This is a genomic window from Micromonospora sp. KC606 (assembly GCF_004348675.1).
Classification (GTDB): Bacteria; Actinomycetota; Actinomycetes; order Mycobacteriales; family Micromonosporaceae; genus Micromonospora.
Window position 1 is genome coordinate 1 of the sequence record NZ_SMKN01000162.1, and the last position, 12384, is coordinate 12384.

The following is a 12384-nucleotide window of genomic DNA, read 5'->3' on the forward strand; positions in this document are numbered from 1 at the left end:
GGGGCCCGGGGTGGGGGCTGGCATGACGGAGCAGGGCGGACGGCCTAGCCTGGACCCATGATCCCCCGCTCGCGCGCCACCGGACGGGCCGTCGCCTACAAGGTCTTCTACCGCCTGCCCGTGACGCTGCGGCGTCGACTGGTCCGGCTGGCCGTGCCGAAGTACGTCGTCGGCGCGGTCACCCTCGTCCGGGACAGCGAGGCCGAGGGGGCCGGCCGCCTCCTACTGCTGCGCCAACCGCCCGGCTACAGCTGGACGCTCCCGGCCGGTCTGCTCCAACGGGCCGAGCCCCCGGTCGTCGGCGCCGCCCGCGAGTTGTACGAGGAATCCGGCATCCGGCTGCCCCCCGACCGGCTCCGTCCGGCCGTGCCGAACGCGCTGGTGCACGCCAAGGGCTGGGTGGACATGGTCTTCGAGGCCGAGGTGCCGGCGTCGACCACCGAACTGACGGTGGACGGCGCGGAGGTCTTCGAGGCCGCCTGGCACCCGTTGGACGACCTGCCCCGGCTCAGCCGGGCCACCGCCTTCCTCCTCGGTCACTACGGCATCGGCCCGGTGGCCGGGCAGGTGCCGCCCACCGGACGGCCCACGGCGTGACGAGCCCCGCCCACCCCGGCGAGGCGTACCCGGGGGTCTGCGCGGTGGTTCTCGCGGCTGGCGAGGGTACCCGGCTCCGACCGCTGACCGAGCGGGTACCGAAGGCCCTCTGCCCGGTCGGCAACGTCCCGCTGCTGGACCGGGCACTGGACCGGCTCGCCGGGCTGGGCCTGACCGGCCCCGGGCGGGTCGCGGTGAACGCCTGTTACCTGGCCGACCAGGTGGTCGCCCACGTCGGCGGACGGGCCCACCTCTCGGTGGAGCCGGCGGCACCGCTCGGCACCGCGGGTGGTCTGGGTAACCTGCGGGACTGGATCGACGGGCGCGGCGTGCTGGTCGGCAACGCCGACGCCTACCTCGCCGACCCGCACGCCACTGCCGGCCCGGACGTCGCCGCGCTGCTGGACGGCTGGGACGGTCACGGCGTACGGCTGCTGGGGCAGCCGGCCGCCGACCCGACCGTCCCCGGCACGTTCAGCGGCCACCTGTTCACCGGGTTCTCGCTGCTGCCCTGGCGGCTGGTCCGGGCACTCCCGGCAACCTTCGGCGACCTGGTCCGGGCGGTCTGGCGGCCGGCGGAGGCGGCGGGCGCGCTGGAGGTGGTGACCTACCTGGGGGCCTTCTACGACACCGGCACCCCGCGCGACTACCTGGCGGCCAACCTGCACGCGGCCGGCGACGGCGCCCTGGTCGCTCCGGGGGCCACGGTGACGGGCCGGGTGAGCCGGGCGGTGGTCGGGACGGGAGCGGTTGTCCGGGGCGACGTGGAGCGGACGGTGGTCTGGCCGAACGCGACCGTCGGGGCGGGTGAGCGGCTGCGCGACGTGATCCGGGCCGGTGGCGGGCTGACCGTGCCGGCGTCCTGAACCGGCGGGCAGGCAGGCCCGCCAACCGGTCCCGGTTCGCGCGGCCGGGCGAGCATCTAGCATGAGCCACGACGTCGACGAACGGAGAATCGTCCAGTGATCACCTCGATCGTCCTGATCGACTGCGCCACCGACTCGATCCCCGAGGTGGCCGAGGCCCTGGCTGACCTGCCGGGCGTCAGCGAGGTCTACTCGGTGGCCGGGCACGTCGACCTGATCGCCATCGTCCGGGTTCGGGAGTTCGACCAGATCGCCGAGGTCATCGCCGGCCGCATCTCCAAGGTGCCCGGCGTGATCAACACAGAGTCGCACATCGCGTTCCGCGCGTACTCCCAGCACGACCTGGAGGAGGCGTTCGCGATCGGTCTCGCGAACGCCGACTGACCCCGTACGCGCGACGGCCGGTCCGCCTCAGGGGCGGACCGGCCGTAAACGTGCCGTGACGTCAGCTGTTGCCCGGAGCCGGCGACTCGGTGGTGCCGCCCGGAGCCGGCGACTCGGTGGTGCCACCCGGAGCCGGCGACTCGGTGGTGCCACCCGGAGCCGGCGACTCGGTGGTGCCACCCGGAGCCGGTGTCGTGGCGCCCGGGGTCGCGGTTCCGGTCGCCTCCGGGACCGGGATGCCCAGCTGCTGGGCCAGGGCCACCAGCTCGTCGTAGTGGGCCTGCAGGACCGGCAGCGCGTCCTGGGCCAGCTGGATCACCGACTGCTCGGAGCCCTGCGAAATCTCGGTCTGGGTGGCCTGGATGGCCTGGACGTGACCGGCCAGCTGTGCCGTCACCCACGCCCGGTCGAACTCGGCGCCGCTGGCACTGTTCAGCTGGTCGATGACCTGCTGCTGGTCGGCGGTGGGCTCCCCCGGCAGGGTCACGTTCAACTGCTGCGCGGTGCTCTGCACCGTCTGGTCCAGCTGGGTGTGGTCGGTCTTGAACATCTCGCCGAGCCGCTTCACGTCGGCGTTCTGGCCCTTCTGCTGGGCCAGGTCACCCGTGGTGATTTCGAACAGGTTCACCTGGTGCAGCGCTTGCAGGTACTGCGTGTCCTGCTGTGACGGCTGCGCCGCTGCCTGCGCCGCCGCGGCCGGTGCCAGGCCGACCAGCACCAGGGCGGCCAGTAGTCCCAGGCGTTTGATACCCCACATGTTTTCCTCCCCGTTTCCGTTGGACCGCACGGATACCCGGCTGACGGGGGTTATTCCTGCTTTTCCACCCGTCGGGGGCGGCCAGGACGACCGGGTGGGAACGGACGTGGCGCCCGCCGGAAGCTTCCGGCGGGCGCCACGGTCAAACGGGTCGATCAGCGACGGCTCTCGCCGCTGCCGATCTCCTCGCGCTCGGCACGGGGCTCGACCGGCGGGTGCCCCGGCGAGACCGGCGCCTCGGCCGGCCTCTCCATCGGGTAGAAGAAGCCCCGGATGGCCGGGCCGAGGGCCCCGAGCCGGTTCATCTTCTTCGGCACCACCCAGCCGACGTAGTCCAGCTCCGCGTGCCCGTCGTGGCCGTCGCCGGAGGCCAGCGGCTGGTGGACCTCGACGAACCGGCCGTCCGGCAGGCGCCGGATGATACCGGTCTCCACGCCGTGGGCCAGCACCTCCCGGTCGTGCTGCTGGAGACCGAGGCAGAGCCGGTACGTGACGTAGTAGGCCAGCGGCGGAAGGATCAGCAGACCGATCCGACCCGCCCAGGTCATCGCGTTGAGGCTGATGAGGAACTTGTCCGCGATCACGTCGTTGGCGCCCGAGAGCGTCAGCACCACGAAGAAGGTGACCGCCATCGCACCGGCAGCCGTCCGGGCCGGGACGTCCCGGGGGCGCTGGAGCAGGTTGTGGTGCTTGCGATCCTTGAGGTGCCGGGCCTCCAGGAACGGGTACAGCAGGGATATCCCCACCAGGATGCCGGGCAGCACCACCGTCGGCCAGAACAGCGGCGGGATGACGTACCCGTCGCCGATCGGAATGTGGATCTCCCAGGCCGGCATGAGGCGGGTCGAGCCGTCGAGGAACATGACGTACCAGTCGGGCTGGCTGGCGGCCGAGACCACCCAGGCCTCGTACGGGCCGAAGTACCAGATCGGGTTGATCTGGAACAGACCGCCCATCAGTGCGATCACGCCGAAGACGACCATGAAGAAGCCGCCCTGCTTGAGCGCGTAACGCGGGAACATCCGCTCGCCGACGACGTTCTCGTTGGTTCGGCCGGGGCCGGGCCACTGGGTGTGCTTCTGCTTGAACACCAGGCCCAGGTGGACGCTGATCAGCGCGACCAGCAGACCCGGGATGAGCAGCACGTGGGCGATGTAGAACCGGCTGATGATGATGGTGCCCGGGAACTCCCCGTCGAAGATCGACGAGGTGAGCCAGGAGCCGATCACCGGGATCGACAGCATGATCGCCGAGGCGATCCGCAGACCGGTGCCGGACAGGCCGTCGTCCGGCAGCGAGTAGCCGGTGAAGCCGGCCAGGAAGCCGACCCAGAACAGCAGCGAGCCGATGATCCAGTTCGTCTCGCGCGGCTTGCGGAACGCGCCGGTGAAGAAGACCCGGAGCATGTGCACGACGATCGAGGCCATGAACAGCAGCGCCGACCAGTGGTGCATCTGACGCATGATCAGCCCACCGCGGACATCGAAGGAGATGTCCAGGCTGGAGGCGTACGCGGCGGACATCGGCGTGCCCCGCAGCGGGGCGTAGCTGCCGTTGTAGACCACCTCGGTCATCGCCGGCTCGAAGAAGAAGGTCAGGAAGACACCGGTCAGCAGCAGCACGACGAACGAGAAGAGCGCGATCTCGCCGAGCAGGAAGGACCAGTGGTCCGGGAAGACCTTGTTGAGCAGCTTGCGCAGCGGGGTGGCCACCTGGAAGCGGTCGTCCACCGCACCGGCGGTCTTGGCCGGCACCGCTGCTACGTCAAACTTTCGGCGCTTCATGGCCGCTCCCAGAAGTCGGGGCCGACGGTTTCGGTGTAGTCGGACTTCGCCACGAAGAAGCCCTCTTCGTCCACCTCGATCGGCAGTTGCGGCAGCCGACGGCTGGCCGGGCCGAAGACGGGCCGGGCGTTGTCGGTGATCAGGAACTGCGACTGGTGGCACGGGCAGAGCAGGCGGTTCGTCTGCTGCTCGTACAGGCTCGCCGGGCAGCCGGCGTGGGTGCAGATCTTCGAGAACGCGGCGTAGTTGCCCCACATGTAGTCGCCGTGGCCCACCCGGGCGTTGGCCTCGCGGGACGCCACCGCGTCCGACTCGCGCAGGTGGATCAGCAGCGTCGGCGAGTCGGCGTGCCGGTTGCTCACCCCGTGCTCGATGCCGGGGAAGACGGTGAGCTGGCCACCGGCGCTGATGTCGGCCGGACGAATCGGCCGGCCGTCCTCACGGACCAGCCGGACCTTGTGGCCGTCTGCCGGCGCGAAGCCCGTGGTGAACATCTGGTTGTTCTTGTGCGGCTGCGAGATCAGGCCACCGACCAGCGGGGCCGCGGCGACCGCGCCCACCGGCAGCAGGCCGGCGACCAGGGAGACGCCGAGCAGCGGCCGGCGCCGCACGCCCATCTCGTCGGCCAGGTACAGCATGGTCTCGCCGGTGATCTTGCGGTCCTCGGGCGCACCGGGCTGGTCGTGCCGGTCCTGGATCGAGACCTCCTTCGGCAGCAGCTTCTTGCCCCAGGTGAGGATGCCGAAGCCGATGCCGAGCAGGGCGACGCCCAGGGTCAGACCGAGCAGCGGGGTGTAGTACTTGTCGCCGCCACGGCCGGGCTCCCACTGCCACGGCCACCAGATGTAGATGACCAGGAAGGCGGTCGCGGCCAGGCCGGTGAGCAGGAAGAACGAGGCGACCGTACGGGTCAGCCGGCGTTCGGCCTTGCTGCCCGGGACGACCTGCGGCTCGTAGTGGACGATCTCGATGTCGTCCCGGCGCGCGCCCTCCAGGACGATGTCGAAGCGGGACACCCGGGGGTCCAGCACGTCGAGCGGCTGCCGGCCCTGCGGGGCCGGGTGCTCGGTGTGGGTGCTCATGCCGTCACCTCGCTACGGGTGGTGCCACAGCCCGGCACCACAGCACTGAAACGAATGATCCGCCCGGTCACGACTTGCCCGCAATCCACAGGCTCGCGAAGACCAGCGCGACAACGCCGACCAGGAAGATCGCCAGACCCTCGGTCGACGGGCCGTACCGGCCCAGGTTGAAACCGCCCTGGTCCTGGTCGTGCTTCAGCGTCTCCTGGATGTAGGCGATGATGTCCGCCTTCTGCTCCGGAGTGATCTGGTTGTCACCGAAGACCGGCATGTTCTGCGGGCCGCTCAGCATCGCGGCGTAGATCTGCCGGTCGCTGGCCGGGTGCAGGCTCGGGGCGAACTTGCCGGAGGACAGCGCGCCGCCGCCACCGCCGAAGGCGTGGCACTGCGAGCAGTTGATCCGGAACAACTCACCACCGGTGGCAAGGTTCGCGCCCTCGCGCAGGTTGCCCTCGGGGACCTCCGGGCCGCCGCCGAGTTCCTGGATGTACTGGGCGAGCTGGCGCACCTGCTCGTCGGTGAAGACCGGGGGCTTGCGCATGGCCTGGGCCTCCTGGCGGGCCATCGGCATGCGGCCGGTGCTGACCTGGAAGTCCACCGACGCGGCGCCGACACCGATCAGGCTCGGGCCACGACCTTCGACACCCTGCGCGTTGCGACCGTGGCAGGTAACGCAGCTCACGTCGAACAGCGCCTTGCCCTCGGCCGCGGCGCCGGTCAGCGGCGGGTTCTCCTGCGCCTGCACGCCGGGGGCGAAGACGGTGTAGGCGCCGCCGGCCAGCGTCAGCGCGGCGATCAGCCGGAGCGCGGCGCCCAGCCTGCGGCGGCCCCTGCTGCGCGCTGCGGGCCGCCCGCGCAGCCGCGCGAGCAGACCGCGTCGGCGGTCGTTGTCAGAAGTCATGACCTGTGTCCTTAACCGGTTGGACCTTGTCTCAGGGGACGGAGCAGCGGCGCGGTTCGTGACGCGCCAAGATCACTGAAGCCAGTAGATCATGCCGTAGAGCCCGATCCACACGACGTCGACGAAGTGCCAGTAGTACGACACGACGATCGCCGAGGTCGCCTGCGCCGGGGTGAACCGGCCCATGGTCGTGCGGATCATGAAGATGATGAAGGCGACGAGACCGCCGGTCACGTGCAGGCCGTGGAAGCCGGTGGTCAGGTAGAACATCGACCCGTACCCGTCTTCGTTGATCTTCACGCCCGCGTGCACCAGCTCGCGGTACTCGTTCACCTGGCCGAGGACGAAGATCAGGCCCATCACGAAGGTGATCGTGAACCAGCGCCGCAGGGCGTGGACGTCACCCTTCTCGGCCGCGAAGACACCGAGCTGGCAGGTGATCGACGAGAGCACCAGGATCACCGTGAACGTCGTCGCGTACGGGATGTTCAGGTGCGGGGTGTGCTCCGCCCACTGCTCGGGTGCCGCCGCGCGGATCGAGAAGTACATCGCGAACAGTGCCGCGAAGAACATGAGTTCGCTGGAGAGCCACACGATCGTTCCGACACTGACCATGTTGGGTCGTGTCAGGGAGTGGATCCGGCTCTTGTCAATGGCTGGGGCCGCAGTCACGCGGTCATTATTGCCGTTCACCGGCGTGGGCGATCAGCGGGGGGCCAAACCCAGGTCAGGGATGGCCCGATCGTGAGGGTCCGGTTCGCCTGGCCTAGCCTGAAAAGCGTGCTGCACGTCGATTCGATCTTCGCCGCCACCCCGGCGGGCCCCACGGGCGCGCTGGCCGCCGGAGGCGAGGCCGTCCCGCCGCCGTTCACCGTCGCCCGGGTCTTCACCGAGATCCAGCTCGACAGCTGGCTGACCCTCGGCCTGCTGCTGGCCGCCGGTCTCCACCTCTACGGCGTCTACCGGCTGCGGTTGCGCGGCGATCGCTGGCCGGTGGTCCGGACGGTCTGCTTCCTCGGACCCGGGCTCGGCGGCATCGCCGCGGTCACGCTCAGCGGGCTGGGCGCGTACGACACCACGCTGCTGTCGGTGCACATGGTCCAGCACATGGTGCTCGCCATGGTCTCGCCGATCTTCCTGGCTCTGGGCGCGCCGGTCACCCTCGCCCTGCGTACGCTGCCGGTCCGCCCGCGCAGGCGGCTGCTGGCGGTGGTGCACAGCCGGATCGCGCGGATCTACAGCTTCCCGCTGGTGGCGTTCGCCATCTTCGTGGTGAACCCGTTCGTGCTCTACTTCACCGACCTCTACCGCTACACCCTCGAACACGCCTGGGCGCACGAGCTGGTGCACGCGCACTTCATCGCCACCGGCTGCGTGTTCTTCTGGCCGCTGCTCGGCCTCGACCCGCTGCCCGGCCGCTGGCCGTACCCGGCCCGGGCGCTGCTGATGGTGCTCTCCGTGCCGTTCCACACGGTGCTCGGGCTGACCGTCATGCAGAGCACCACCCTCTTCGGCGGCGACTGGTACCCCTCGCTCAACCTCTCCTGGTCGAACCCGTGGGACGACCAGGTGGTGGCCGGCGGGGTGCTCTGGGCCGGCGGCGAGTTCGTCAGCGTGACCATGCTCGCGGTGCTGGTCCTGCAGTGGGTCCGGCAGTCCGAGCGGGAGGCCCGCCGGCTCGACCGTGAGCTGGACCGTCAGGAGGCCCGCGAACGCGCCACCGACACCGCCGCGTCCGGCGTCGCAGCCGGCGCCCCGGCCCCCGGCGCCCCGGCCTGACCCGTCCGGCGGGCCTCGACTCCAGGTGCCGCAGGTCGCGGTGTCCGCCAGGGCGGTTGCCGCAGGTTGCGGCAGACGGAGTCGATCCCCGGCCCGGCACGGCTGCTCCGTCCGGCGTGCCGGGCGGCGGACCGGACGGCGGACCGGACGGCGGACCGGACGGCCGGTGGTGGGCGGGATGTCAGGTACGCCACACCGGGCGGTACGATCGCCTGCGGCAGCTACGAGGTGGGAGCCAGTCCAGCGATGAGCGATCGTCAGTGCACCGTCCTGCTCTACAGCGACGACCCGCAGGTCCGTGACCGGATGCGGCTGGCCGTCGGCACCCGCCCCGCGCCCGACCTGCGGGTCGAGTTCGTCGAGGCGTCCGACTACGCGCAGTGCGTCCGGCTGGTCGACGAGTACGAGATCGACCTGATGCTCCTCGACGGCGAGGCCAGCCCGGGCGGCGGCATCGGGATCGCCCGCCAGATCAAGGACGACCGGGAAGACGCCCCGCCGACCTGCGTGGTGATCGCACGGGCGGCCGACCGGTGGCTCGCCGCGTTCGCCGAGGTCGACGCCACGCTGGTGCACCCGCTCGACCCGGTGACCACCGGCGCCACGGTCGCCGAACTGCTGCGTACGCACGCCGCAGCCTGACCGACGAGTCCCCCGGCGGCGCCGGGTGCCCGCGGTGGCGGGCGACCGGATCCGTCCACCCGCATTCCACGCCTGCTCGGGAGGCCCACCATGGGCGAACGGTCCTGGCCGCTGCTGCTCACCGCGCTGCTGCGCGGTGAGCACCTCTCCACCGCCGACACCGCCTGGGCGATGGACGAGATCATGACCGGCGCGGCCAGCCCGGCCCAGATCGCCGGCTTCGCGGTGGCGCTGCGCGCCAAGGGTGAGACTCCCGACGAGCTGGCCGGACTGGGCGAGGCGATGCTGGGCCGCTCGGTCGAGGTGGCCCTTCCCGAGGCACTGCGCCGCCGGGCGGTGGACGTGGTGGGCACCGGCGGTGACCTCGCCCACACGGTGAACATCTCCACGATGACCGCGCTGGTCGTCGCCGGCGCCGGCGTCCCCGTGGTCAAGCACGGCAACCGGGCCGCCTCCTCCTCCTGCGGCGCCGCCGACCTGCTGGAGTTCCTCGGCCTCCCGCTGGACCTGGCACCCGAGCAGGTCGCCCGATGTGTCGCGGAGGCCGGCATCGGTTTCTGCTTCGCCCCCCGGTTCCACCCGGGCATGCGGCACGCCGGGCCGGTCCGGCGCGAGGTCGGCGTGCCCACCTTCTTCAACTTCCTCGGCCCGCTGACCAACCCGGGCCGTCCCCGGGCCGGCGCGGTCGGTTGCTTCGACGCCCGGATGGCGCCGGTGATGGCCGCCGTCTTCGCCGCCCGGGGCGACTCGGTCATGGTGCTGCGCGGCGAGGACGGGCTCGACGAGTTCACCACCGCCGCGCCGACCCGCGTCTGGGTCGCCCAGCAGGGCACCGTCCGGGAGGCGCTACTGGACGCGGCGGACCTCGGGGTGCCCCGGGCCACCCTGGCCGACCTGCGCGGCGGCGACGCGGCACGCAACGCCGAGGTGGCCCGTCGACTGCTGGCCGGCGAGACCGGCCCGGTACGCGACGCGGTCCTGGTGAACGCCGCCGCCGCCCTGTCCACCCAGGGCCCGCTCGACGGCGACCTGACCGAGGCGCTGCGGGCGGGGATGGACCGGGCCGCCGAGTCGATCGACTCCGGAGCCGCCGCCGCTGTGCTGGACCGCTGGATCGACCTCGCCCGCACCCTCTGACCCAGCCCGCCTGCCGGGGCGTCGTGCCGGAGGTGTCGGAGGGGCCTGCGAAACTACCCGGGAGTGGTTCTCCGTTTCCACCGATGGAGGCGAAGCGCCGTCGGCCGACCCGGAACGATCGGTGGACCGGAACGAGAGGAGACGCCCGTGTCGGAGCGCGAGCTGTACTGCGACGCCTGCGAGGGCGTCCGGCCGTTCGAGACGCCGCCCTGCGCGGACGGGCACGGCCCTGACTGCCCCGAGCTGGTCTGCACCGGCTGCGGTGCGGCGATGCTTGTCGCCACCCTCGCCGTCCGCGTCCCGCGCCTGACCCGGCGGCGGCACCGCCGCCGGCCCCCGCAGCGCCCCGCCGCCTGATGTGACCTACCGGGTCAGCCACTGGCAGACTCGGTGCCCGGTAGCTGCAGGTGGGTTCGCACTCCGATCTCCGGCCACCCGGCCCGCACGGGCCTGGCCCGGCGCACCCCCAACCTGCTGGTCCAGCAGCTCAGGCGGAGCGGTTACCTCCCCGGCGCCGTCGATCAGCCCGAAAAGTCCTGGCGGAACGCCGAGTCGAGGACGCCGTCGCCAGCCTCGCCGAACACCGGACGGCCCGCCTCCCCCGGGGGAGGCGGGCCGTCCGGTGCAGCGGTGCGTCAGTGCTCGGCGGTGCGCCGGGTGCCGCTGTAGTACTCGAAGAGCAGCCCGCACGCGGCGAAGATCACCGCGACCAGGCCCGCACCCAGCAGCCAGAACTGCCAGTACACCAGGCCCAGTCCGGCCAGCGCGGCGGCGAGCGCCAGGCCGAACGGCCAGTAGCTACCCGGGCTGAAGAAGCCGATCTCGCCCGCGCCGTCGGCGATCTCGCCGTCCGGTCGGTCCTCGGGGCGCAGGTCGATGCGGCGCGAGACGAACCAGAAGAAGCCCCCGCACATCGAGCAGAGCAGGAACGACAGCAGCAGGGCCACCGCGCCGACCCACTCGACCTGGCCGGAGTCACCGTACGTCCAGGCGCCGTAGAGGATCGTCGCGCCGAAGAGGAACGCGGCGATGATCAGGAAGATACGCCACTCGGTCTTCATGCCAGCACCTCAGTTTCCGCCGGTCGAGACGTTGTCGGGGTTGAAGTTGGCGGTGTTGCGCCGCGTCTCGAACGGCGTGGTGGTCGTCGCGTACGGGTTCTCGCCGATGGCGGTCAGCGCCTCCTGCGTCGACTTGCCGTCCCGCTTGGCGGCGAGGAACTGGTCGAACTTCTCCGGCGAGACGACCCGCAGCTCGAAGTTCATGAAGGCGTGGTAGCTGCCGCAGAGCTCGGCGCACCGGCCCACGTACGCGCCCTCGCTCTCGATCTTGGAGACCTCGAAGACGTTGCGGATGCTGCCCGGCATGACGTCCCGCTTGAACAGCAGCTCCGGCACCCAGAACGAGTGGATGACGTCGCGGCTGGTCTCCTCGAACCGGATCGACCGGTCGGTCGGCAGCACGAGGACCGGGATGACCTCGCTGGTGCCCAGCGTCGAAGCCACGGTGTTGGCCTCGGTGCCCTGGCCGTCGCGGTAGTTGAACTGCCAGTTCCACTTGAAGGCGACGACCTCGACGGTCACGTCCGGGTTCTTCGTCGTCCGCACCACGTCGGTCTGCACGACCGCCGTGTAGTAGAAGAGCACCGAGACGATCAGGATCGGCGCGATGGTGTAGAGGAACTCCATCGGCATGTTGTAGCGGGTCTGCACCGGCAGCTCGTTGCCGCGCTTGCGGTAGCGCACCACGCACCAGAAGATCAGGCCCCACACGAAGACGCCGACCGCGAGGGCGGCGATGCAGGAGGCGATCCACAGGTCGTACATGCGGTGCGACTCGGGCGTGATGCCGCCCTGGGGCCAGCCGAAGCCGCCCACCGTCCGGCCGACGTCACACCCGGTGAGCAGAACCAGCAGCGCAGCTCCGCCGAGACCGAGCCCGGCGAGCCGACCAACACCGCGCCGCCGGCGTCCACCGGCCTGCGGTGCAGCGCTGTCCCGTACGGCCGACGGCCGTACCTCCGAACTCCTTGCGACCACCTGGTCCTGCCTCCCTAGCGCGCCGCGGTGGCTTCTCTGAGCACCGACGGCAAAGGCGTCACCGACGGTCGCAGATTACTCGACCATGACGGGCTGGACGGTCTTGGGGTAGCTGTCCGCCCCCATCGGGGAGATCGTGGGCATACCGCCGCGATAGCGTGGCGGCCGTGAGCCCTACCCCGGTCTACCTGGACGCGGCCACCGCCGCGCCGCTGCACCCGGTCGCCCGGCAGGCGCTGCTGGCCGCCCTCGACGACGGCTGGGCCGACCCCGCCCGGTTGTACACGCAGGCCCGCCGCGCCCGGCAGCTCCTCGACGCCGCGCGCGAGGCCACCGCGGCGACGCTCGGTGTCCGCGCCGACGAACTCTCCTTCACCCCCAGCGGTACGACCGCCGCGCACTCCGCCGTGCTGGGC

Annotated in this window: 14 protein-coding genes and 1 pseudogene; 8 read left to right on the plus strand and 7 right to left on the minus strand. The window is 71.3% G+C overall.

Translation table 11 applies throughout. The features are described 5' to 3' along the window. Positions 1–57: 57 nt before the first annotated feature. From E1193_RS23620 to E1193_RS23630, 3 genes are all read left to right on the plus strand, one after another. The gene (locus E1193_RS23620) at positions 58–597 is read left to right on the plus strand and encodes an NUDIX domain-containing protein (protein ID WP_132185375.1); all 540 of its coding nucleotides are present in this window, start codon (positions 58–60) and stop codon (positions 595–597) included. Next, positions 594–1463 carry a sugar phosphate nucleotidyltransferase gene (locus E1193_RS23625; protein ID WP_132185376.1) on the plus strand — a complete coding sequence of 290 codons (870 nt, stop codon included), beginning with the start codon at positions 594–596 and terminating at the stop codon, positions 1461–1463. Before E1193_RS23620 ends, E1193_RS23625 begins: the two co-directional genes overlap by 4 nt. Positions 1464–1559: 96 nt before the next feature. Next, the gene (locus tag E1193_RS23630; protein WP_132185377.1) at positions 1560–1847 is read left to right on the plus strand and encodes an Lrp/AsnC ligand binding domain-containing protein; all 288 of its coding nucleotides are present in this window, start codon (positions 1560–1562) and stop codon (positions 1845–1847) included. 61 nt (positions 1848–1908) lie between these two features. Here the strand turns inward: E1193_RS23630 and E1193_RS23635 are convergent, their stop codons facing one another. From E1193_RS23635 to E1193_RS23655, 5 genes are all read right to left on the minus strand, one after another. Next, positions 1909–2604, minus strand: a complete 696-nt coding sequence (locus E1193_RS23635; RefSeq protein WP_132185378.1) for a DUF4142 domain-containing protein — start codon at positions 2602–2604, stop codon at positions 1909–1911. 155 nt (positions 2605–2759) lie between these two features. Next, positions 2760–4388, minus strand: coding sequence for a cytochrome bc complex cytochrome b subunit (locus E1193_RS23640; protein WP_132185379.1), 1629 nt, complete (start codon positions 4386–4388; stop codon positions 2760–2762). Further along, complete coding sequence (locus E1193_RS23645; protein ID WP_132185380.1) at positions 4385–5470, minus strand: Rieske 2Fe-2S domain-containing protein; 1086 nt, start codon at positions 5468–5470, stop codon at positions 4385–4387. Before E1193_RS23645 ends, E1193_RS23640 begins: the two co-directional genes overlap by 4 nt. Positions 5471–5537: 67 nt before the next feature. Then, positions 5538–6371: a cytochrome c gene (locus tag E1193_RS23650; RefSeq protein WP_132185381.1), complete on the minus strand. Its 834-nt coding sequence runs from the start codon at positions 6369–6371 to the stop codon at positions 5538–5540. Between the two features lie 72 nt (positions 6372–6443). Further along, entirely contained in the window at positions 6444–7043 is a 600-nt protein-coding gene (locus tag E1193_RS23655) for a heme-copper oxidase subunit III (RefSeq protein ID WP_132185382.1), read from the minus strand. A gap of 126 nt (positions 7044–7169) precedes the next feature. Between E1193_RS23655 and E1193_RS23660 the strand changes: the two genes are divergently transcribed. The 4 genes from E1193_RS23660 (at position 7170) to E1193_RS23675 (ending at position 10286) form a co-directional block, all read left to right on the plus strand. After that, complete coding sequence (locus E1193_RS23660; protein WP_243707851.1) at positions 7170–8150, plus strand: cytochrome c oxidase assembly protein; 981 nt, start codon at positions 7170–7172, stop codon at positions 8148–8150. A gap of 246 nt (positions 8151–8396) precedes the next feature. Next, positions 8397–8792 (plus strand): response regulator, encoded by a 396-nt coding sequence (locus E1193_RS23665; protein WP_132185384.1) that lies wholly within the window; start codon positions 8397–8399, stop codon positions 8790–8792. A 90-nt stretch (positions 8793–8882) separates the two neighbouring features. Further along, positions 8883–9929 (plus strand): anthranilate phosphoribosyltransferase, encoded by a 1047-nt coding sequence (gene trpD, locus E1193_RS23670; RefSeq protein ID WP_132185385.1) that lies wholly within the window; start codon positions 8883–8885, stop codon positions 9927–9929. 147 nt (positions 9930–10076) lie between these two features. Beyond that, complete coding sequence (locus tag E1193_RS23675; RefSeq protein ID WP_132185386.1) at positions 10077–10286, plus strand: hypothetical protein; 210 nt, start codon at positions 10077–10079, stop codon at positions 10284–10286. Between the two features lie 278 nt (positions 10287–10564). On the opposite strand, the gene E1193_RS23680 is transcribed toward E1193_RS23675, so the two are convergent. Beyond that, complete coding sequence (locus E1193_RS23680; RefSeq protein ID WP_132185387.1) at positions 10565–10990, minus strand: cytochrome c oxidase subunit 4; 426 nt, start codon at positions 10988–10990, stop codon at positions 10565–10567. Between the two features lie 9 nt (positions 10991–10999). Next, the gene (coxB, locus tag E1193_RS23685; RefSeq protein WP_132185388.1) at positions 11000–11968 is read right to left on the minus strand and encodes a cytochrome c oxidase subunit II; all 969 of its coding nucleotides are present in this window, start codon (positions 11966–11968) and stop codon (positions 11000–11002) included. A 167-nt stretch (positions 11969–12135) separates the two neighbouring features. On the opposite strand from coxB, the pseudogene E1193_RS23690 reads away from it, so the two are divergent. Then, positions 12136–12384: pseudogene (locus tag E1193_RS23690) on the plus strand (aminotransferase); the annotation flags it as partial.